The following is a 19,646-nucleotide window of genomic DNA, read 5'->3' on the forward strand; positions in this document are numbered from 1 at the left end:
CCTAAAATAAGCAGGATAAACAGGGGCACGGAATACAAGGTGATATTGGTAATGCAGGCTTAATAACTGATTGTTTTCCAATTGGTTATATAAATGGCAAGCGGCAGGTTAGTGCATCCCGCCGCTGTTTGGTTCAGGCGGAAGGCTCACCCGATTGTTGCCGCGCCAGTTTGGCCGCTTTTTTTTCGGCGCGGCGCCGTTTGAAGAAATCAGAAAGTTGGGTCGAACAGGCCTCAGCCAGTACGCCAGCGATCAGCTCAACCCTGTGGTTGTGACGCGGATCCTGCAAGATCTCGAACACCGACCCCGCCGCACCCGTTTTGAGATCCCGGGCGCCAAAGACCACCCGTTTGACCCTGCTATGAATAAGCGCACCGGCACACATGCAGCAGGGCTCCAGCGTCACATAGAGGGTTGTGTCGAGCAGCCGGTAATTCGCCAACTGCTTTCCTGCCGCGCGGATCGCCATCACTTCGGCATGGGCACAGGCATCGTGCTCGCTGATAGAGCGGTTCCACCCCTCTCCCACGATCTCGTCTCCCAGCACCAGTACGGCACCGACCGGGATCTCCCCAATTCCTTCGGCCCGGGCGGCCAATGCCATCGCATGGCGCATCCACTGTTCGTCCTGCGCGGTCTGACTCGGAGCCTGACCCAGTGTTTCTGGGACCTCTGATGGTTTCACACCCATCCCCTCTTTCATATTGTTGAATTGTGCCGTTTGCATTCCCGCGACCCACACCCGTCAGATAATTCCATAGATAGCAGGCATGTGAGCTTGCGCTGACAGGGCGGCGATTATGCCAAAACTCCCTCATCCGCCCAAGCCGCATCCAGACTGGACAATAAAGAAGCAATCGGCATCTCTATGATAAAAAAGAAGTTGCACCCGTTTGGTCATGCTATTAGACTTCCTTCCCGTCAGCCGAGTCTGACTCCGTCGGTGTGTAGCGCAGCCAGGTAGCGCATCTGCATGGGGTGTAGAGGGTCGGAGGTTCGAATCCTCTCACACCGACCATTTTCCCCGAAAATAGCCCAGTCAAACGACTGGGCTATTTTTTTGCTTCCGATTTATCCTCCTGACAACGCCAGCCTATCAAGCACAAAAAACACACAGCATCACTTGAATCTTTTTGCCAAACTCATTAAGATGCGCAACTTTCCGCCGGCAGACAACACAGGGAGGTGGAAACACGAGTGAAGGGATCACTGTCCGGCTTGCGTGCAACACAGGACCAGGCATGAACCAGAACACCGATTTCGCACCCGCGATTACGCTTTATTCCGTTCCTCACGACACCCCTTGCCACACCGAAAGCGAAAATGAACAGGTCATCCAGCTGGATGTGATCGATCTTGCCGAACCGGATGATGACTATTGAGCACGGCCAGATGGCTGCTCAATCACCGGCACATCGCCTGTTCAACGCACTCCGTTTCACACCCTTGGCGAGAACTCTGCAAAAAACGACAAACTGCTAATTCTATCAAGGATGGCAGTATTATTGACTAATGCATCTCCCACTTTCCTCCTCGGTATTCCCCCCGACAACTGATACAAACCTACGTTATTGCGCTTCACTTTCTATCGCTACAACCGCTGGTGTCAACAGAGCCCACATCACCACGCCAAATTTAAAACGCACGTTCACCAGTCATATCTAGCAATAGCAAAACATTCATTGCCTCATTCAAACACACTTTATACGGCTGTTTTGGCAAGGCCTGGAGTTAGGTCGGGATTTGTTTTTGCATTTGTAATTTTATTACGTAATAAGTTACAAGGCGAAGGGCAGGGTAACGGCCCAAATTAGCCGTTGTCCGATGGGAAAAAGCAGGAGCATAACCATCTGCGTAGAGTTTTTATACCAACCAAATAAAACAATAAAAAACATCAACTTAACCATATTGAAAAAACAGGCATTTAAAAAAACCTGTTGACGTACTCAACAATATTTCGCACCTTATCATTGTGTTACCCCGTTGTTGCGGGAACGTTTCAGGAACAGGGATTCGACTTTAGTCGTAGTTAGTAAGTTCAAAATGTAATTCTCAAAGGAGTGAACCTTATGTCGGCACCGGCTCAGACCCACTGCAGCGCTCGCCTTCGCATCCAGGGCGAGATGCTGCCCGAATACGCGCAAATTCTGACGCCGGACGCGGTGGCGCTGGTCTCCGAACTGGTGGAACGTTTTGCTCCCCAAAGAGGGGAATTGCTGAAACAACGTGTGGCACGCCAGGCCCGTATCGATGGCGGCGAGCTACCGGACTTCCTGCCGGAAACCGCCCACATCCGTGAAGGTGACTGGACCATTCGCGGCATTCCCGCCGACCTGCAAGACCGCCGTGTGGAGATCACCGGCCCGGTCGAGCGCAAAATGGTGATCAACGCCCTCAACGCCAACGTCAAGGTGTTCATGGCGGATTTCGAGGATTCACTGGCCCCCGCCTGGAATAAGGTGATCGAGGGCCAAATCAACCTGCGCGATGCGGTCAACGAGACCATTTCTTACACCAGTCCGGAAGGAAAGGCCTATACCCTGAACCCCAATCCGGCCGTTCTTATCTGCCGGGTGCGTGGTCTGCATCTGCCGGAAAAACATGTCACTTTCGATGACGAGCCCATCCCCGGCGGCCTGTTCGATTTTGCTCTCTACTTCCTGCACAACTATCAGGCGCTGCTGGCCAAAGGCTCCGGCCCCTACTTCTACGTGCCCAAGTTGCAGAGCCATCTGGAAGGGCGCTGGTGGAGCGAGGTGTTCGCCTGGACCGAGGACAAGTTCGGTCTGCCCCGTGGCACCATCAAGGCCACCGTGCTGATTGAAACCCTGCCAGCCGTATTCGAGATGGATGAGCTGCTCTATCAGATGAAGGATCACATCGTTGCGCTGAACTGCGGCCGCTGGGACTACATTTTCAGCTACATCAAGACCTTGAAGAACCACCCGGATCGGGTACTGCCTGATCGCCAGGTGGTGACCATGGACAAGCCGTTCCTGAGTGCCTACTCGCGGCTGCTGATCAAGACCTGTCACAAGCGCGGGGCGCTGGCGATGGGTGGCATGGCGGCCTTTATTCCGGCCAAGGATGCCGCTGTCAACGAGCAGGTGTTTGCCAAGGTCAAAGCCGACAAGGAGCGCGAAGCCAACAACGGCCACGATGGTACCTGGGTCGCCCACCCCGGCCTCGCCGATACCGCGATGGCAGTGTTCAACGCCACCATTGCGGCTGGCGCCAAGAACCAGATCGGTGTGTTGCGCGAGCAGGATGCCCCCATCACCGCCGCCGACCTGCTGGCCCCCTGTGAGGGCGAGCGCACCGAGGCAGGGATGCGCACCAATATCCGGGTTGCCCTGCAATATCTGGAAGCCTGGATCAACGGCAACGGCTGTGTGCCCATCTACGGTCTGATGGAAGATGCCGCCACCGCCGAGATCTCCCGCACCTCCATCTGGCAGTGGATCCGCCACGGCAAGAGCCTCGCCAACGGCAAGGTGGTGACCAAGGAGCTGTTCCGCCAGATGCTGGCCGAGGAGCTGGAGGTGGTCAAAGCCGAGGTGGGCACCACGCGCTGGCAGGCAGGACGCTTTGCCGAGGCAGGCGAGCTGATGGAAGAGATCACCTGCGCCGACACCCTGATCGATTTTCTGACGCTGCCCGGTTACGAGCGGCTCTGAATCACGGGCCCCCAGCGGGGCTCGCCAATAACAAGTCAATGGAAACGTGAAATCAATGAAAGAGGGAACTGATATGGCACTGACCCGTGAGCAACAGATCCAGGCTATCGAGAAAGACTGGGCGGAAAACCCCCGCTGGAAAGGGATCAAGCGCGGCTACAGCGCCGAAGACGTGGTGAACCTGCGCGGCAGCTTGCAGCCGGTGCACACTCTGGCCCAACGTGGTGCCGACAAGCTGTGGGGTCTGATCCACGGCGATGCCAAGAAAGGCTACGTCAACTGCCTCGGCGCCCTGACCGGCGGTCAGGCGGTGCAGCAGGCCAAGGCGGGGATCGAAGCGATCTACCTCTCCGGCTGGCAGGTGGCGGCGGACAACAACTTGTCCTCCACCATGTATCCGGATCAGTCCCTCTACCCGGCCAACTCGGTGCCGTCCGTAGTGGAGCGCATCAACAACTCCTTCGCCCGTGCCGACCAGATCCAGTGGGCCAACAAGGTTGGGCCGCAAGATGAGGGCTTTATCGACTACTTCCTACCGATCGTGGCGGATGCGGAAGCCGGTTTCGGCGGCGTGCTGAACGCCTTCGAACTGATGAAGGGGATGATTGAAGCGGGTGCCGCCGGCGTGCACTTCGAAGATCAGCTGGCATCGGTGAAAAAATGCGGCCATATGGGCGGCAAGGTGCTGGTACCGACTCAGGAAGCTGTGCAGAAGCTGGTTGCCGCCCGTCTGGCAGCCGATGTATGCGGTACCACCACGCTGGTGATCGCCCGTACCGACGCCAACGCCGCTGACCTGTTGACCACCGACGCTGACCCGTACGATGCAGACTTCCTGACTGGTGAGCGCACTGCTGAAGGGTTCTACAAGGTGCGTGCCGGTATCGATCAGGCCATCGCTCGCGGTCTGGCTTACGCCCCCTACGCTGACATGGTGTGGTGTGAAACCGCCAAGCCGGACCTGGACGAAGCGCGTAAATTTGCCGAAGCAATCAAGGCCAAGTTCCCGGATCGCATCCTGGCCTACAACTGCTCCCCGAGCTTCAACTGGAAGAAGAATCTGGACGATGCCACCATCGCCCGCTTCCAGCAGGCGCTCTCCGACATGGGCTACAAGTACCAGTTCATCACCCTCGCGGGTATCCACAACATGTGGTTCCACATGTACGAACTGGCCTACCAGTACGCCCGTGGCGAAGGGATGAAGCACTACGTCGAGATGGTGCAGGAGCCGGAATTTGCCGCCGCCAGCCGTGGCTACACCTTCGTGGCCCACCAGCAGGAGGTCGGTACCGGTTACTTCGACAAGGTGACCACCGTCATTCAGGGCGGCCAATCCTCGGTGACCGCGCTGACCGGCTCCACCGAAGAAGATCAGTTCCACTGATAGGCAGAACTCTTTGAGAAAGTCCCTGAGATAGCAAAACCCCGGCCCGAAACCTGTCTCTCTAAAACACTCCCCGGCAACTGCCGGGGATTTTTGTTAACTTCTTTTCCCTGCCGTTGCTCTGAACCGTTTCTCGCTCTCTACTCTGGCTATCACATCCCCCTTATTCAACCGGCCCATTTGGCCCAAAGCCAGTTTGGCTAGGCCAACCTCAATAATCAGGAGATTACGCCTCACACCTGCGCCGCTCATCCGCTGATGTGCCCCCCTGAATGCTCTGCACTGGCACTCTCTCGCGAGTAACAAGCGTTGCTATCAAAAGACCGCTATCGCATCCAGCCAATGCAACCCTCCATTATATCAGCAGACAACCACCTGATTTAAAACACATTAATAAGACATGTCACAGTTATTGGCGAGCCGTCACAGAACAGTGATGTGTAAAGAAAGAGCAATTGAAGCACTGGTCAGATCTCATGTTTAATAGCTCCGCCTACTAAACTGGAGCATCACAAAAATGATAAAAATCAATAAATTGGTTCTGGCTGTCACCCTCACTCTCGGTTCTGCCCCGCTCTTTGCGGCAGGCTTTACCTGTGGCGATCATGTCCGTTTCGGCACTCCTTCTGATTCACACCAAAACCTCTGCCGTGTTGGTTATGCGGCTGGCTACAACTATGACCACAAGATTTCCGAATGGGTCTCATACCGAATGACTGCCCAAAGCGCACAAGGCAAGGTCAAGCGCAAGGATGCCTTCGCTGAAGACAAGGAGGTACCGGCAGCCTATCGTGCCACCCTCTCTGACTACAGGGGCTCAGGCTATGACCGTGGCCATCAGGCACCTGCCGCCGACATGGCCGCTAGCGACATCACCATGAAGCAGAGCTTTCTGCTGACCAACATGACCCCGCAGTTACCCGCCCTCAACCAGAAGGCGTGGCGTATTCTGGAAGAGAAGACCCGCCAGTGGGCCATCGCTCGCAAGGATGTGCAGGTGATCACTGGCCCCATATTTACCGGCTCTGAAGAGTCCATCGGTCAGGGTGTGACCATCCCGAGCGCCTACTACCGAATCGTGATGGATCCGAGCAGACTGCAGGCTATTGCCTTTATCATGCCGCAAGAAGATATTCCCACCAGCCAGATCCCCAATTACCGGGTCTCGGTACGCGAGATTGAAGAGCAGACCCAGCTCGACTTCTTCAGCGATATGCCTGAAGAGCAGCAGGAGACGCTGGAAGCCCGCGTCTCCCAGATGTGGAACTGACCGCGAGCACTCACAAACGGTTAGATTGACATCCCATCTATCCAGCATCGCGACAATAGAGAGGGGCTAAGCCCTTCACAGCAGGGGGAACTATGTTCCCCCTGCCTTTTCCTGAAATCTGCCATTCGCAGCCACTGGTATGGCATAACCCGACGACCCGCCCCGACTCACAGTTTGCCACTCCGTTAGCTGCTATATTGCCCCCTCTTTGGCACTAACAGACTGAATTGGCGCACATTTGCCTCGTCGCATCGGCCCACAAACCGCTGCACAGGGACGCGATTCAGCCAGACAGAGGACCTTTTGATGAAACAGACCCTTCTTGCCCTCACCATAGGCGGCCTGCTGGCGCTCTCGTCCCTCACCCTGCAGGCAGCCGAGAGCTCGATGCAGATGGAGCACGACCTCAATACCCTGGTCAGCAAACGCCAAGCGGTGGACATGCTGCTCGGCGAAGCGCTGCAGATCTACAAGTCGCCAGCCAAGATCTCCCACGCCGGTTTTACTGCCAAGATGCCGAGCAATATGGAGCTGGTGACCGAGCGGCTGCTGGCCGCCTACCAGCTTGAACCATACCGCACCGACCTGCTCATCTCGGCAGCCAACGCCCAGATCTACAACGGCAACCTGAGCCGCGCCATCACCTTGCTGGAGCAGGCGCAGGCCGTCGCCCCCGATGATCTCGACATCAACAGCTATCTCGCTATCTGGCAGTTGGTGAAGGGTAACAAGGAGGCTTCCCGCAGCTATCTGGCGAAAGTGGCGGATCGCAACAGTGGCCGCGCCGCCGATCTGGAGGAGATCATCGCCCGGGTGCAGCGGATCACCGCCGCCCCGTTGCAGACCGAACTGACCGAGGATCAGGTCAAAGCCACCAAGGAGGGCAAGCGCGCCATCGTCACCCTGGGCTACGCCCTCAATCCCGACGGCAGCATGGACAAGATCCTGCTGGGCCGCCTGCAAACCACTCTTGAGCTGGCCAAAGCCGACCCGGAAGCGCTGATCATCCTGACCGGTGGCGTGCCCCAGAACCGCCAGACCGAGGGCACGCTGATGGCTGACTGGCTGGCCAACCACGGCATCGACCGCAGCCGCCTGATTGAAGAGAACTACGCCACCAGCACGGTGGACAACGCCCTCTACAGCGCCTATGCCCTCGCCCGCCACCAGATTGACTATGCGGTGCTGGTGAGCTCTGCCAGCCATGTGCGCCGCGGCCAGACTGTGCTGGAAATCGCCTGCGACCAGATTGGCCCGGCCAACATCAAGGTGGCGAGCGTCAGCTACCCCGACAAGCCCCTCGAGGAGCTGGCCACCCCGAGCGAGAGCGAGCTGCTCGGCATCTACCGCGATGCCCTGCGCACCTACGGCATGTGGAGCTACCGCTCCGCCCCGCTGATCGAGCGTTGATCGGCCATCAACACGAAAAAGAGAGGGAGGCGTGATGCCTCCCTCTCTTTTGATTGGCCGATGATTGGCCAAGCCGCGCCCGTTAGCTGACGATAAAGCCCTGCGAGGGGGCCCCTTTGGGATCGTCACCGAAGCGGTTTGGCCCCTGCTGACCGTTGCAAACCATAAAGTAGATAAGCACCAGGGTGCCGATAATTGGGATTAGCCCGAGCAGCAGCCACCAAGCGCTGCGGTCGGTATCGTGCAGGCGACGGGCCGCCACCGCCAGCGATGGCAGCAGCAGCGCCAGCTCCTGGCGACTGACCCGTTTGCTATTGATGAACCACGTTCCGGTGCTTATCCCTTGCGGGATTTGGGCCCCGACTGCGGCGCCGTTGGCTGGCGGTAATCGCCATAGGGGAAGATATTGCGAAACCGCTGGGCCACCGGTTCGGGGATGGAGCGGGAGAAGATCAGCTTCACGCCATCACGCTGCCCCACAATGCGACCGCGCACCGTGTCGTGGCGCAGGATCTGCTTGGCATGCTCAATAAAGGCGGGTGACACCTTGCCCTGCTTGACCACTACCTTGCCGGGTGCAAGACGGATCTCGAACAGGGCGCCACGCCCCAGCTTCATCAACCACCAGATCAGGGCTATCGCCACTATCAAGGAAATCCATGCCATCTTCATCCCTCCCAAGCTCTTGATATAAGGCAGTATAAGCGGCCGTGCGCTCCGATTGTTTGGCGCCGCTCACAGCCCCCGCGTCAGCGCAATAGCGCCCCTTTGCTCAGCAATCCTTGCCCCAGCCCACCAGGGTATCGCGATAGAGCGCCAGCAAGGCTTCATCGCGCACTGCCACTCCGACCTGCTGCGGACGATAGGCTGCCCAGTCATCGTGGGAGTGGCGCTTGCCATCGAACTTTTGCAGGGTGTGGCCGATGGCCGGGCCGCTGGTGATGACCCGCACCGGCCCTTCGCGCAGGGTAAAGAGAGTCGGGTCAATGACATAGGCGATGGCGGACGGGTCGTGGACGTGGCAACCGGAGAGCCCCAGCTTCTCGGAGTAGAAGCGCAGGTAGAAGCGGCTCACATCCCACAAGAAGCGGCCCGGCTCCCCCGCCTTGTCCCTGAGCTCATCCAGATAGGCGCTGCTGAAGAAGCTCTGCTGGGTCACGTCCAGCCCGATGATCACCACCGGCCAGTCTGCGGTAAAGACCCGGTCGGCAGCATCGGGATCGTCGTGGATATTGGCCTCGGCATAGGGGGTGACGTTGCCGCGATGGCCGTTGACGCCAAAGGCGCCCCCCATCACCACCACCAGCTTCACCAGCGAGACAATCTCGGGCGCCTGTTGTAGCGCCAGCGCCAGATTGGTGAGCGGGCCGATAGTGACCAGGGTGATCTCCCCCGGCGCGGCTTTCACCGCCTCGACAATATATTGCCAAGCGGGGCGAGGATCCGGAGCGATAGTCACCTCCCCCGCCTCCATGTCGCCAAAGCCGCTCGGGCCGTGGACTATGGTGGTGGGGCCGACCGGCTCGCGCAGCAGCGGGGCGGCAGCACCTTTGGCCACATCCGCCTTCATGCCGTACTTCTGCTTGAGCCAGAGGGCGTTGCGGGTGCCATTGTCGATGGTGGCGTTACCAAAGACGGTGGTGATGGCGAGCAGCTCGATGGCGGGGTGGGCCTCGGCAAACAGGATGGCCATGGCATCGTCGATACCCGGGTCGGTATCCAGAATGATTTTATGGGTCATGAGAAATTCCTACGGTGACAAACCCTGCGACAAAAGGGAGAGTCTACTCGGCTGACGGCCCCGTATCCCGGCATGGGATCACAGACCGGGCCTTTGCTCCCGGCAGCGGGGGCGCGGCTGGCGACAATCTGCACAAGAAACGGCGCGGCTCTGTTGCCAGCGCCGCGCCCTTTATCGTTGTTCGTTATCTGCTATCTGGCAGTGATCTGCCTGACTGCGCCCCTCAGTGCTTGCGATGCCAGCGCGGTGAGGTCGCCTTCTCCCCCCAGGGGGTGACGCAGGGGAGCAGCGCCCCTTCAATCACCATCTCGCTGCCCGCCAGCGCTTCGGCGATCTTCTGGTGCAGCACCCGCAGTACCTTGCTCTCGTGCTCGGCCAGAGAGTGGCCCGCGGCAAAGAACTCCGGCTGATATTGCAGCGCAAGTTTCTGGGCAAATTCGTAGGTGTTGAAACAATCCGGCATCCGCTCAACCACATCTTCAAGCCGGGCCAACAAGCTGTTCAGTTCCCTGGTCATAGTGCTCTCTCCGTGTCGGTTTACAGCCAAAAAAAACTACCCCTTATTGGATAATCCACCAACGAGCAAACCACAAAAGTGTGGCAAGGCACACAGTTCGCTCTTGCGTCATGCTCGTGGCGAGCAGGGAGCTGCGTGCCAGCTTTACATTTAAGCAACAAAGTTCTAGATTAAGACCGACCAATCAGTCGGTTGTTTTTCAGACGGAGAATAGCATGGGAGTCGCACCGCATCAGCACAGTCCGGAGGATATCCTCGCCATCAAGCTGGCCCTGCCCGAGCAACTGGAGCGGCTCAAACGAACGAGCAGGGAACACCCCATGCCGACGCTGACCGAGCGGCGAACCCAACTGACCAAGCTCAAGCGGGCGCTGCTGGCTCACAAGGATCAACTCTGCACGGCGCTGGCGCAGGATTACGGCCAGCGCAGCCACTACGACAGCCAGATCGCAGACATCCTCCCCTGCATCATGCAGATCAACTACACCCAGAAGCGGCTCAAGCGCTGGATGCAGCCCCACCGCCGCCACACCGGCCTGCTGCTGGCCCCCGCCAAAGTGGAGGTGCACTTCCAGCCCCTCGGGGTGGTCGGCATTATCGTGCCGTGGAACTTTCCGGTGATGCTGAGCCTTGGCCCCCTCATCACCGCCATCGCGGCGGGCAACCGGGCGATGCTGAAACTCTCCGAGTTCACCCCTCATACCAATGCCGTGCTGCGCACCATGCTCACCAGCGTGTTTGACGAAAACGAGATCGCCATCATCGAAGGGGATGCCCAGATGGCGGCGGCGTTCAGCTCGCTGTCGTTCGATCACCTGCTCTTTACCGGCTCCACCATGGTGGGCAAGCTGGTAATGGCCGCCGCCGCACCCCAGCTCACCCCCCTCACCCTTGAGCTGGGTGGCAAGAGCCCCTGTCTCATCGCCCCCGACATGCCAATCGCCACCGCAGTCGAGCGAATGATCTTCGGCAAGAGCCTCAACGCCGGGCAGATCTGCGTCGCCCCCGACTATGTGCTGCTGCCCCGCAGCGAGGTGAATAACTTTATCGCCGCCTATCGCAACCACTTTGCCAAGCTCTACCCTGCCGGGCTCGCCAGCCCCGACTACGGCGCCATCATCAACGACCGCCAATATCAGCGCCTCGTCAGCTGGCTCGATGAAGCCGAGCAGGCTGGGGCCCAGATTCACCCCTGCGTGGCTCCGGCGCGGGATGACAGCGGACGCCTGTTGGCCCCCCATCTGCTGACCGGGGTGCCGAGCCACTGCCAGGTGATGCAGCAGGAGATCTTCGGGCCGCTGCTGCCACTTATCCCCTACGACACCCTGGAGGAGGCGCTCGCCTACATAGCCGAACGTCCCCGCCCGCTGGCCCTCTACCTGATGAGCTTTGATCCCGAGCTGCAGGCACGGGTGACCCGGGAGACCCACTCCGGCGGCATGGCGATCAACGAGAGCCTGTTTCAGGTAGCTGCCGACGATGTGCCGTTCGGCGGCATCGGCGCCTCCGGCATGGGCCACTATCACGGCCACGAGGGGTTCCTCACCTTCTCCAAGGCGAAAACCGTGCTGACCCGCGGCAAGTTCACCACCGGATCCCTGATCCATCCCCCCTACCACAGCTGGATCCAGAAGCTGATGATGGCTTTCTTCCTGCGTTGACGGAGCCCGTAATGACCGACAAGCGCCGCCAAATTCTGGATGCCGCCCTCGCCCTCTGCGCCGAAGATGGCCTGCAGGGGGCCGCCACCGCCCGCATTGCCAAGGCGGCCGGGGTGGCCAACGGCACCCTGTTCCACCACTTTCCGAGCAAGGAGGCGCTGATCCTCGCCCTCTATCAGGATGTAAAGACCCGGATGGGGAGCGCCATCCATGAAGCTGACCCCACCCTGCCGCTGTACGACCAGACCCGCCACTACTGGCAGCTGGCGATGAGCTGGATGCTGGCCCACCCCAATGAGCTCAAATTTGTGCTGGGTTTTTTTCACTCTCCGCTGCTGGCCAGACCGGCCCGCAGCCAGATCCTGAACGATGCCCTGCGCTTTCTGCCTGCCCTGCTGGCAAAGGGGCAGGCCAGCGGCGAGCTGATGCAGGCCCCCGCGCCACTGTTGCTGGAGGTGTGTCAGGGCCAGTTCCTCGCCTGCGCATCACTGTTTGTCGATCAACCGGAGCTGGGACAGGACGACTACTGGCAAGCCAGTGCGTTCGCCCTCTTCTGGTCAGCCATCTCAGGAGCCAATCCCTATGACAACTCCGACCGTTGAATCTTTGGCCACACTGGGCCGCCGCCTCTGGATCATCACACTGCTCTGGGTGGTGGGTCGCACCCTCTGTCGCGCCGCCCGCACCGACGAGGCAGTACGCCGCGAATTGGCGCCGTTGCCGGACGGGCTGGCTATTCGCCTCGAAGTGGGCGGCATCGGCTACGCCATGAACATGCACAAGCAGGGTGGCCGCTGGTATCCCGGCGCGCCAGTCGCCCCTCATGCCACCATCCATCCGCTGCGGGTGCGCTTCAAACACCCCAATATCGCCTTTCGCGCCCTGAGCTTTCGGCTCGGGGTCAATCAGGCATTTGGCGAAAACCGGCTGCTGGTGGAGGGGGATCTGACCGTTGCCATGCATCTGGTGCGGGGGCTTGAGCAGTTGCAGTCCCTGATCCTGCCCGCCTTTATCGCGCGGCCGCTGCTGCGCCACTATCCCGCCCCGACCAACAAGATCGGCCGGGCCTGCAACATCTATCTGGGTCTGGTGACCGGCTAACGCGCAAGGAGCCTTGAAATGAGCCGCTATTACGATTTCTTCTGCCCGGTCAAATTGCTGGCCGGTGAACAGGCGCTGGAGCAACTGGCCAGCGAGCTGGCCAGTCTGGGTGCCCGTCGCCCGCTGCTGCTGACCGACAAGGGGGTCAATGCCACCGGCCTTGCCACCCTGCTGGCCAATGTGCTGGCCGAGGGGGAGCTGCCGGTCGCCGCCATCTGGGACGAGATCCCGGCCGACTCTTCCACTGCCGTGGTGGAGCGGATCGCCAAACGCTATCGCGAGCTCGACTGCGACAGTCTGGTAGCGCTGGGGGGCGGCTCGGTCATCGACACCGGCAAAGCGGTCAACATTCTCACTTCCATGGGAGGCGAACACCTGCTCGACTACTCGGGCGCCGGCTGCCTGACCCGTCCCCTCAAGCCGCTGGCGGTGGTGCCCACCACGGCGGGCACAGGTTCCGAAGTGACGCTGGTGGCGGTGATCAAGGATGAGGCGAGCGGGCGCAAGGTGCCCTTCACCTCCCCCTTCCTGCTGCCCCAACTGGCGGTGCTCGACCCGCGCCTGACCCAGGGGCTGCCCCTCAATATCACCGCCGCTACCGCCATGGACGCCATGACCCACGCCATCGAGGCCTTTATCGGCACCGCCAAGAATCCGGTGAGCGATGCGCTGGCCCTGATGGCGGTGGAGAAGATCGCCAGCGCCCTGCCGCAAATTATCCACGACCCGCAAAACAAACAGCTGCGGTTGCAACTGGCGGAAGGTTCAACGCTGGCTGGCATGGCTTTTTCCAACTCCATGGTGGGGCTGGTGCACGCCCTCGGCCACAGTCTGGGGGCCCGCTGCCATCTGCCCCACGGTCTGTGCATGAATCTCTTTTTGCCCACCGTGCTCGACTACAACCGCCCCGAGGTGGATAGCGAGTTGGCCCGGCTGCTGTTGCCGCTGGTGGGGGCCGATCGCTTTGCCGCCACCCCGGCCCATCAGCGGGCGGAGGCGACCATCACAGCCATTCGCACCCTGCGCGACACCTTGTGGCAAGCGGTCAAGCTGCCGCGCACCATGAGCGAGGCTGGGGTAAGCGATCGCTCGCTACTGACCGAGATCCGCGATCTGGCGGTCAACGACGGTGCCCTGCTGTTCAATCGCAAGGACGCCGACCGTGAGCAGTTACTTACCCTGCTGGAGCGGGCCTGGGCCTGATCCCGCCCCTTTGCCAACACACTTGTGCTGACACTAACGCGGTGCCCGACTCACCATCGGGCACCTTGATCTATATCGCGATATCGATGCGCCCTCTGTCAAAGGGGGATGATAATGACCACGGGCTCTCATTATCTGTTCTATACCTTGGCTAACAGTTATGTTGTGCCGAGAGACCCAACTTTATGCCAGAGGTGCCCACCATGAGCGACATCATCCATCAGGCCAACCAGCAGCAGTTCATCTGTACGGTGGAGGGGAAAGAGTCGAGACTGCGCTACCGCCGCCTCGATGCCAAGACCATCGACGCCTACAGCACCTTCGTACCACCCGAGCTGCGGGTGCAGGGGATTGCCGATCAGCTGGCGCGTGCCTTCTTCAACTGGACTCAGGCGGAGGGGCTCACTATAGTGCCGAGCTGCCGCTACATTGATGTCTGGTTACGCCGCAATGCCAACAACTGAACCTCTGAACACCGTCCTCGAACAGCAATTCCAAGCCAAAACAGAAGCCCTGCTGCGGGCCGATCCGCAGCGGATGGCCTGCCTGCAAGCCGCGGCCGAGCTCAATCTGCCCGACTGGGCGCTGGGGGCCGGTTTTATCCGCAACCTCATCTGGGATCACCTTCACCACAAGGCGGTGCCCACCCCGCTCAACGATATCGACCTTATCTATCTCGATAAAGCCGATCCGCAAGGGCTGGCCGAAGCGGAGCACGAAGCTTGGCTCGCCAAACGCCTACCCGGCCAGCAGTGGGAGGTGCGCAATCAGGCCCGCATGCACACTCGTCAGCTGGTAACGCCGTTTGCCAGCAGCCTTGAGGCGCTGAGCCACTGGGTCGAAGTGCCCACCTGCATCGGCGTGCGCCTGAATCAGGATGGCGAGTTCGAGTGGCTCGCCCCCTACGGCTTTACCATCAACTGGTCGCTGCAAGTGAGTGCCAACCCCAGATGTCGCCAGGACAAACAGATTTTTACCCAGCGCATCAAGGAGAAACGCTGGCAGGCTATCTGGCCTGACCTTCAGGTAAACTGGCCATAACCTGATTGCAATCTTTCGATAACCTTGGGCACACTAGGGGAAAAGCTGGTTGTAACTCAATGGGTTAAATAATGCGCGACTTCTTCTCTCTCGAACGCTGGCTACCGGGCCTCGCCGCCCTGCTGCATTACCAGCGCGCCTGGTTGATACCAGACCTTCGCGCCGGACTCTCGGTGGCGGCAGTAGCACTGCCCGTCGCCATCGCCTATGCCGAGCTTGCCGGGGTGGGTGCCATCGTCGGGCTCTACTCCTGCATCCTGCCCATGCTGGTCTATGCCCTGTTTGGCACCTCCCGCCAGCTGATTGTCGGCCCCGATGCCGCCACCTGTGCGGTCATCGCCGCCGTGGTGACGCCGCTGGCTGCAGGCGACCCAACCCGTCACTGGCAACTGGTGATGACCATGACCGCCATGACCGGCTTCTGGTGCCTGATTGCCAGCCGCTTCAAACTGGGGGTGCTGGCGGACTTTCTCTCCCGACCCATCCTGATGGGGCTGCTTAATGGTGTGGCCATCACCATCATGGTCGGCCAGCTCTCCAAGATCTTCGGCTTCACCTTCAGCGAACGTTACCTCATCGAGCGAATCGCCAGCGGGGCCACCTATATCACCCAGACCCATCTGCCGACCCTGGCCATGAGTCTGGTGGCCCTGCTCACCCTGCTGCTGGCCAAGCGCTACAAACCGGCATGGCCCTCCTCCATGGTGGCCATGGTGGTGACCGCTGCGCTGGTGTGGGGCTTTAATCTCGGCCAGTTTGATATCGCCACCCTGGGGACGGTGGGCTCCGGCCTGCCCGCCTTCCAGATGCCGGAATTTCCCCCCGGTCTGATGCGGGAGCTGGTACTGCCTGCGCTTAACCTGGCCATGGTGAGCTTCGTCTCCATGATGCTGACCGCCCGCAGCTTTGCCGCCAAAAACGGTTACGAAATCGACGCAGACAAAGAGTTTCGGGCCCTCGGTATGGCGAACCTCGCCTCCGCGGTCTCCCAGGGTTTTGCCATCAGCGGCGCGGATTCACGCACCGCGGTCAACGACGCCAACGGCGGCAAGAGCCAGTTGGTCTCCATCATCGCCGCTGCGGTGATCGCCATCATCACCTTCTATCTGACGGCGCCGCTCAAATATATTCCCACCGCCGCCCTCGGGGTGGTGCTGGTGATGGCCTCCCTGTCGCTCACCGATTTTCGCGGTCTCTGGGCCCTGCGCCACTCCGATCGCTCCGCCTTCTGGCTGGCGCTGATCACCTTTATCAGCGTGCTCACCATGGGGGTGATCCCGGGGATCACCCTCGCCGTGCTGCTGGGGCTGTTCCAGTTCCTGCGCAATGTGATGCGCCCCACCGACCAGCTGCTTGGCATGGATGACGAGGGGGTAGTGCGTACCCTGGGGGACAACGAACAGGCCAAAGCCATTCCCGGCATTCTGGTCTATCGCTTCAACTCGCCGCTGACCTACTTCAACGCCCCCTACTTCAAACGGCGGGTGCTGGCCCTGCTGGTGCAGGATCCCCGAGCCCCCAAGTGTCTGGTGATCGATGCGGTCGCCTGCTTCACCCATCAGGACATCAGCGTGATGAGCATGGTGGGAGAGCTGCACAAAGAGCTGAAACGGCGCGGCATCCATATGGTGATGGCGGGTCGCCATGGCCAGATGACCCACTGGCTAAAGCAGGCGGGTGTGCAGGTGGGCGATGAGGGGATCATCCTCTGCCCCGATATGTATCAGGCGCTACGCCTGACCCGCTGCTACCGCGAGCCGGTGTTCAAGGATGATGCGGTGGTGGAGAGCACCACAGATGCCATCCGCTCGAATTGGCCGCAGGATGATGCCCTGCCCGACTCGGCTCGCCTCACCCTGCCAAGCGAACAGGAGGCGGGCGCCACGCCTGCCTGATCCCCTGGCCGGTGCAATCCTGCACAAGGATTGCACCGGCCTTGGCCTTGGTGTTAAATGCGCCCCCAGAGGGCACTCCCCCGTGCCCTCCCAGCTGTTGGACATGCCATGCAATCTCAATCCCACGCAGGCCCGGGCACGCTCTTTGCGCTGACCTGGCCACTCTTTATCGATCTCGCCCTGCACTTTCTGACCGGCGCCCTCAATACCTTCATGGTGGGTCACGTCTCCTATCAGGGAGTGGCCGCGCTGGCGGTCGGCAATCAGGTGTTCGATCTCGCCATCACATTGTTCAGCTTCGTCAGCATCGGCACCAGCGTGGTGATCACCCAGTATCTGGGGGCCGGCGATCGGGAGAAGAGTCGGGTGGTGATCCACACCGCCATCGGCTTTAACCTGCTGATAGGTCTGGTGGCCGCCATCGGCGTGATGGCAGGAGCCAGCACCATGCTGGCGCTGATGAACCTGCCCGCCAACCTGATGAGCGACGGGACGCTTTACTTGCAGATCATCGGTCTCTGCCTATTGCCGGAAGCGGCCGCCCTCTGTCTGGCGGCGACCCTGCGCGCCCATGGCCACACTCGTCAGGCGATGTATGTGACCCTCATCGTTAACCTCATCACCTTCGTCGGCAACCTGCTACTGCTCTACGGCTGGTTCGGTCTGCCCCAGCTTGGCGTCGCTGGCGTGGCCATCAGCACGGTAGCGGGCCGACTGATCGGCGTGGTGCTGCTGATGTGGCTGGTAGCCCGCAAGACCGGCATTCGACTGGTGGTGCGCGATATCGTCCACCCCAGCCGGGAGATGCTGGGCAAGGTGCTCCATATCGGCCTACCTGCGGCGGGAGAGAACCTCTCCTGGATGCTGCAGTTTATGGTGGTGACAGCCTTTGTCGGACTGCTGGGTGACAAGGCGCTGGCGACCCAATCCTACTTCTTTCAGATCTGCCTGTTTATCCTGCTGTTTGGCCTCTCCATCGGCCTTGGCAACGAGATCATCATCGGCCATCTGGCGGGAGCAAGACAGTTCGATCGCGCCTATCAGCAGCTGCTCAAAAGCCTCAAACTGGGGCTGGCAGTCACCTGCGTCATCGCCGTGGCGGCGGCCCTCAATGGCCGCACCATCATCAGCCTCTTTACCGATGATGCCGACATCATCACCCAGGTGGCGCAACTGTTTCTTATCAGCCTTATCCTCGAGCCCGGCCGCACCTTCAATCTGGTGGTGATCAACGCCCTGCGGGCCACCGGGGATGCCCGTTTCCCCCTCTACATGGCGTTGCTCTCCATGTGGGGAATTGCCGTGCCACTCTCCTATTTCCTCGGTATCATGCAGGGCTATGGACTGGTCGGTATCTGGCTGGCGCTGGCCTGCGACGAGTGGGTGCGCGGTCTGGCCATGTTCTGGCGCTGGCGCAGTCGTCGCTGGCAAAACAAAATTATTGTTGAAACAAAAGCGGAATCACAATGAAGAAGATAGGACTCTTGCTGGCTGCCATCCTGCTCAGCCCCCTGGCCATGGCGCAAACTGCCCCTGCCGCTCCCAAGGCTCAAGCCACCCAGACCTGGTATGTGGCCCCCATCGCCATCGATGAAACCAGCGAAGCCCAGAAGGCGCTGACCAAGGACTTCATGGCCCAGATGATCAAGACCATCAAGATCAACGAGTACCAGACCGGCAAGGCGGTGGGCAACACCAAGAAGCCCAAGTGGCTGATCCGCACCAAGCTGATCCCCGCCAGCAACGAGCCACTGGTCGGCAAGAAGCACCCGCAGGGTCTCACCTACGGCAAGGGCAATCCGACCCAGGAGATCGTCGGCGAGCTGCTGATGAACGGCACCCTGGTGGCCCACATCGGCCAGGGCTGGCGCGAACCTATCGTCCCGGGCACGCCGGTGGCTGACAAACTCTCCATCGCCAACTATCGCTACGCCATCGGGGATCAGGCCAAGTCGCCGGATCTCGAAGAGCTGGCAGCCCAGATTGGCTTTGAGGCAGGCAAGGTGATCCACCGCGACGGCAAGCCGCTGCCCGAGAAGAAAAAGAAAAAAGAGCAGGCGGACGAAGAGAAAGAGTAACGTTGCCTGCATCCATAAAAAGGGGCCACTCGGCCCCTTTTTTGATCCTGCACCCTCACGCCAACACTGCCCCTGTTGTGACTTATCGCACAGTTTTGCTCACCATTCAGATTGATAAATTACTTATTTTGTTTTGATTCAACAAGTTATAAATATCCCGCCGAATACTCCAAATCATTGCCCCCAAATCCGATCATGATCACATTTATCCCCGGCACTAAGGGGTAGCTTTGGTCTTACAGGCACAATCAAACGAAACCAAGGAGGCTCCATTACATGTTCCCAGAGTACAGAGAACTTATCTCGAAACTGAAGAGCAGTGATGTCCATTTCCAGAAGAAGTTTGACTTGCACAACGACCTGGATGCGGAGATTAGAAAGTTGGAAAAGCATCACGCCAGCGACTATAGCGCCGAGGTGAGAGATCTGAAAAAACAGAAACTCAAACTGAAAGAGGAGATATACGACATCCTCAAACAACATCCACAATAGATGCCTCGAAGAATATGCGGATAAGCAATTTATCCCCCAGCCCGGCCCACGCGCCGGGCTTTTCATTACCCATCTCAACCTCTTCTTTCAAAATGGGCGCCAAATAAGACCTTTGCTGATGGCAGTTTCACCAACCTCTCTGCACGCTCGCAAAAATGGCTGACAAAACTGGA

The 19,646-nt window shown here is 59.7% G+C and carries 20 protein-coding genes and 1 tRNA gene; 16 read left to right on the forward strand and 5 right to left on the reverse strand.

Annotated elements, in window-relative coordinates; genetic code table 11:
- Positions 1-133: 133 nt before the first annotated feature.
- On the reverse strand, positions 134-616 hold the full coding sequence (tadA, locus tag ACRAUW_RS05920; RefSeq protein ID WP_431361569.1) for a tRNA adenosine(34) deaminase TadA: 483 nt from the start codon (positions 614-616) through the stop codon (positions 134-136).
- Positions 617-941: 325 nt separating this feature from the next.
- Here tadA and ACRAUW_RS05925 point away from each other — a divergent pair.
- From ACRAUW_RS05925 to ACRAUW_RS05950, 6 genes are all read left to right on the forward strand, one after another.
- A tRNA-Pro gene (locus ACRAUW_RS05925) sits at positions 942-1,018 on the forward strand.
- A 223-nt stretch (positions 1,019-1,241) separates the two neighbouring features.
- Positions 1,242-1,382 carry a hypothetical protein gene (locus ACRAUW_RS05930; protein WP_005334106.1) on the forward strand — a complete coding sequence of 47 codons (141 nt, stop codon included), beginning with the start codon at positions 1,242-1,244 and terminating at the stop codon, positions 1,380-1,382.
- A gap of 687 nt (positions 1,383-2,069) precedes the next feature.
- The gene (gene aceB, locus ACRAUW_RS05935) at positions 2,070-3,677 is read left to right on the forward strand and encodes a malate synthase A (protein ID WP_431361549.1); all 1,608 of its coding nucleotides are present in this window, start codon (positions 2,070-2,072) and stop codon (positions 3,675-3,677) included.
- Between the two features lie 73 nt (positions 3,678-3,750).
- Entirely contained in the window at positions 3,751-5,064 is a 1,314-nt protein-coding gene (aceA, locus tag ACRAUW_RS05940) for an isocitrate lyase (RefSeq protein ID WP_088869417.1), read from the forward strand.
- Between the two features lie 517 nt (positions 5,065-5,581).
- Positions 5,582-6,334, forward strand: a complete 753-nt coding sequence (locus tag ACRAUW_RS05945; RefSeq protein WP_431361550.1) for a DNA/RNA non-specific endonuclease — start codon at positions 5,582-5,584, stop codon at positions 6,332-6,334.
- Positions 6,335-6,640: 306 nt separating this feature from the next.
- Positions 6,641-7,744: an ElyC/SanA/YdcF family protein gene (locus ACRAUW_RS05950; RefSeq protein ID WP_431361551.1), complete on the forward strand. Its 1,104-nt coding sequence runs from the start codon at positions 6,641-6,643 to the stop codon at positions 7,742-7,744.
- Positions 7,745-7,826: 82 nt separating this feature from the next.
- Here the strand turns inward: ACRAUW_RS05950 and ACRAUW_RS05955 are convergent, their stop codons facing one another.
- The 4 genes from ACRAUW_RS05955 to ACRAUW_RS05970 form a co-directional block, all read right to left on the reverse strand.
- Positions 7,827-8,096 (reverse strand): DUF805 domain-containing protein, encoded by a 270-nt coding sequence (locus ACRAUW_RS05955; RefSeq protein WP_431361570.1) that lies wholly within the window; start codon positions 8,094-8,096, stop codon positions 7,827-7,829.
- Positions 8,081-8,410, reverse strand: coding sequence for a DUF3634 family protein (locus ACRAUW_RS05960; protein ID WP_431361552.1), 330 nt, complete (start codon positions 8,408-8,410; stop codon positions 8,081-8,083). Before ACRAUW_RS05960 ends, ACRAUW_RS05955 begins: the two co-directional genes overlap by 16 nt.
- Positions 8,411-8,516: 106 nt before the next feature.
- Positions 8,517-9,485: a nucleoside hydrolase gene (locus ACRAUW_RS05965; RefSeq protein ID WP_431361553.1), complete on the reverse strand. Its 969-nt coding sequence runs from the start codon at positions 9,483-9,485 to the stop codon at positions 8,517-8,519.
- 223 nt (positions 9,486-9,708) lie between these two features.
- Complete coding sequence (locus ACRAUW_RS05970; RefSeq protein ID WP_431361554.1) at positions 9,709-10,002, reverse strand: hypothetical protein; 294 nt, start codon at positions 10,000-10,002, stop codon at positions 9,709-9,711.
- 215 nt (positions 10,003-10,217) lie between these two features.
- Between ACRAUW_RS05970 and ACRAUW_RS05975 the strand changes: the two genes are divergently transcribed.
- The 10 genes from ACRAUW_RS05975 (at position 10,218) to ACRAUW_RS06020 (ending at position 19,473) form a co-directional block, all read left to right on the forward strand.
- Entirely contained in the window at positions 10,218-11,663 is a 1,446-nt protein-coding gene (locus ACRAUW_RS05975; RefSeq protein WP_431361555.1) for a coniferyl aldehyde dehydrogenase, read from the forward strand.
- Positions 11,664-11,674: 11 nt separating this feature from the next.
- A complete protein-coding gene (locus ACRAUW_RS05980) occupies positions 11,675-12,265 on the forward strand; it encodes a TetR/AcrR family transcriptional regulator (RefSeq protein WP_431361556.1) in 591 nt (196 codons plus the stop codon).
- Positions 12,246-12,764: a hypothetical protein gene (locus tag ACRAUW_RS05985; RefSeq protein WP_431361557.1), complete on the forward strand. Its 519-nt coding sequence runs from the start codon at positions 12,246-12,248 to the stop codon at positions 12,762-12,764. The genes ACRAUW_RS05980 and ACRAUW_RS05985 overlap by 20 nt, the downstream gene beginning before the upstream one ends.
- Before the next feature lie 18 nt (positions 12,765-12,782).
- Positions 12,783-13,967, forward strand: coding sequence for an iron-containing alcohol dehydrogenase (locus ACRAUW_RS05990; protein ID WP_431361558.1), 1,185 nt, complete (start codon positions 12,783-12,785; stop codon positions 13,965-13,967).
- 203 nt (positions 13,968-14,170) lie between these two features.
- Positions 14,171-14,431, forward strand: a complete 261-nt coding sequence (locus ACRAUW_RS05995; RefSeq protein WP_064340127.1) for a GNAT family N-acetyltransferase — start codon at positions 14,171-14,173, stop codon at positions 14,429-14,431.
- Complete coding sequence (locus ACRAUW_RS06000) at positions 14,418-15,008, forward strand: nucleotidyltransferase family protein (RefSeq protein ID WP_431361559.1); 591 nt, start codon at positions 14,418-14,420, stop codon at positions 15,006-15,008. Before ACRAUW_RS05995 ends, ACRAUW_RS06000 begins: the two co-directional genes overlap by 14 nt.
- A gap of 71 nt (positions 15,009-15,079) precedes the next feature.
- A complete protein-coding gene (locus ACRAUW_RS06005) occupies positions 15,080-16,903 on the forward strand; it encodes a SulP family inorganic anion transporter (protein WP_431361560.1) in 1,824 nt (607 codons plus the stop codon).
- A gap of 108 nt (positions 16,904-17,011) precedes the next feature.
- Entirely contained in the window at positions 17,012-18,373 is a 1,362-nt protein-coding gene (locus ACRAUW_RS06010; protein ID WP_431361561.1) for an MATE family efflux transporter, read from the forward strand.
- Positions 18,370-18,981: a hypothetical protein gene (locus ACRAUW_RS06015; RefSeq protein WP_431361562.1), complete on the forward strand. Its 612-nt coding sequence runs from the start codon at positions 18,370-18,372 to the stop codon at positions 18,979-18,981. Before ACRAUW_RS06010 ends, ACRAUW_RS06015 begins: the two co-directional genes overlap by 4 nt.
- A gap of 276 nt (positions 18,982-19,257) precedes the next feature.
- Positions 19,258-19,473 carry a YdcH family protein gene (locus ACRAUW_RS06020; protein ID WP_005337763.1) on the forward strand — a complete coding sequence of 72 codons (216 nt, stop codon included), beginning with the start codon at positions 19,258-19,260 and terminating at the stop codon, positions 19,471-19,473.
- The last annotated feature ends 173 nt before the right edge of the window (positions 19,474-19,646 follow it).

This window comes from Aeromonas sp. (assembly GCF_050633025.1).
Taxonomy (GTDB): Bacteria; Pseudomonadota; Gammaproteobacteria; order Enterobacterales; family Aeromonadaceae; genus Aeromonas.

Excerpts from the sequence above, each read along its gene's own strand:
- tadA (WP_431361569.1), bottom strand. The coding sequence starts at position 616 with ATGCGCCATGCGATGGCATTGGCCGCCCGGGCCGAAGGAATTGGGGAG.
- ACRAUW_RS05980 (WP_431361556.1), top strand. The coding sequence starts at position 11,675 with ATGACCGACAAGCGCCGCCAAATTCTGGATGCCGCCCTCGCCCTCTGC.
- ACRAUW_RS05995 (WP_064340127.1), top strand. The coding sequence starts at position 14,171 with ATGAGCGACATCATCCATCAGGCCAACCAGCAGCAGTTCATCTGTACG.
- ACRAUW_RS05990 (WP_431361558.1), top strand. The coding sequence starts at position 12,783 with ATGAGCCGCTATTACGATTTCTTCTGCCCGGTCAAATTGCTGGCCGGT.
- ACRAUW_RS06015 (WP_431361562.1), top strand. The coding sequence starts at position 18,370 with ATGAAGAAGATAGGACTCTTGCTGGCTGCCATCCTGCTCAGCCCCCTG.
- ACRAUW_RS05970 (WP_431361554.1), bottom strand. The coding sequence starts at position 10,002 with ATGACCAGGGAACTGAACAGCTTGTTGGCCCGGCTTGAAGATGTGGTT.
- aceB (WP_431361549.1), top strand. The coding sequence starts at position 2,070 with ATGTCGGCACCGGCTCAGACCCACTGCAGCGCTCGCCTTCGCATCCAG.
- ACRAUW_RS06020 (WP_005337763.1), top strand. The coding sequence starts at position 19,258 with ATGTTCCCAGAGTACAGAGAACTTATCTCGAAACTGAAGAGCAGTGAT.
- ACRAUW_RS05950 (WP_431361551.1), top strand. The coding sequence starts at position 6,641 with ATGAAACAGACCCTTCTTGCCCTCACCATAGGCGGCCTGCTGGCGCTC.
- ACRAUW_RS06010 (WP_431361561.1), top strand. The coding sequence starts at position 17,012 with ATGCAATCTCAATCCCACGCAGGCCCGGGCACGCTCTTTGCGCTGACC.
- ACRAUW_RS05975 (WP_431361555.1), top strand. The coding sequence starts at position 10,218 with ATGGGAGTCGCACCGCATCAGCACAGTCCGGAGGATATCCTCGCCATC.
- ACRAUW_RS05930 (WP_005334106.1), top strand. The coding sequence starts at position 1,242 with ATGAACCAGAACACCGATTTCGCACCCGCGATTACGCTTTATTCCGTT.
- aceA (WP_088869417.1), top strand. The coding sequence starts at position 3,751 with ATGGCACTGACCCGTGAGCAACAGATCCAGGCTATCGAGAAAGACTGG.
- ACRAUW_RS05985 (WP_431361557.1), top strand. The coding sequence starts at position 12,246 with ATGACAACTCCGACCGTTGAATCTTTGGCCACACTGGGCCGCCGCCTC.
- ACRAUW_RS05960 (WP_431361552.1), bottom strand. The coding sequence starts at position 8,410 with ATGGCATGGATTTCCTTGATAGTGGCGATAGCCCTGATCTGGTGGTTG.
- ACRAUW_RS05945 (WP_431361550.1), top strand. The coding sequence starts at position 5,582 with ATGATAAAAATCAATAAATTGGTTCTGGCTGTCACCCTCACTCTCGGT.
- ACRAUW_RS05965 (WP_431361553.1), bottom strand. The coding sequence starts at position 9,485 with ATGACCCATAAAATCATTCTGGATACCGACCCGGGTATCGACGATGCC.
- ACRAUW_RS06005 (WP_431361560.1), top strand. The coding sequence starts at position 15,080 with ATGCGCGACTTCTTCTCTCTCGAACGCTGGCTACCGGGCCTCGCCGCC.
- ACRAUW_RS06000 (WP_431361559.1), top strand. The coding sequence starts at position 14,418 with ATGCCAACAACTGAACCTCTGAACACCGTCCTCGAACAGCAATTCCAA.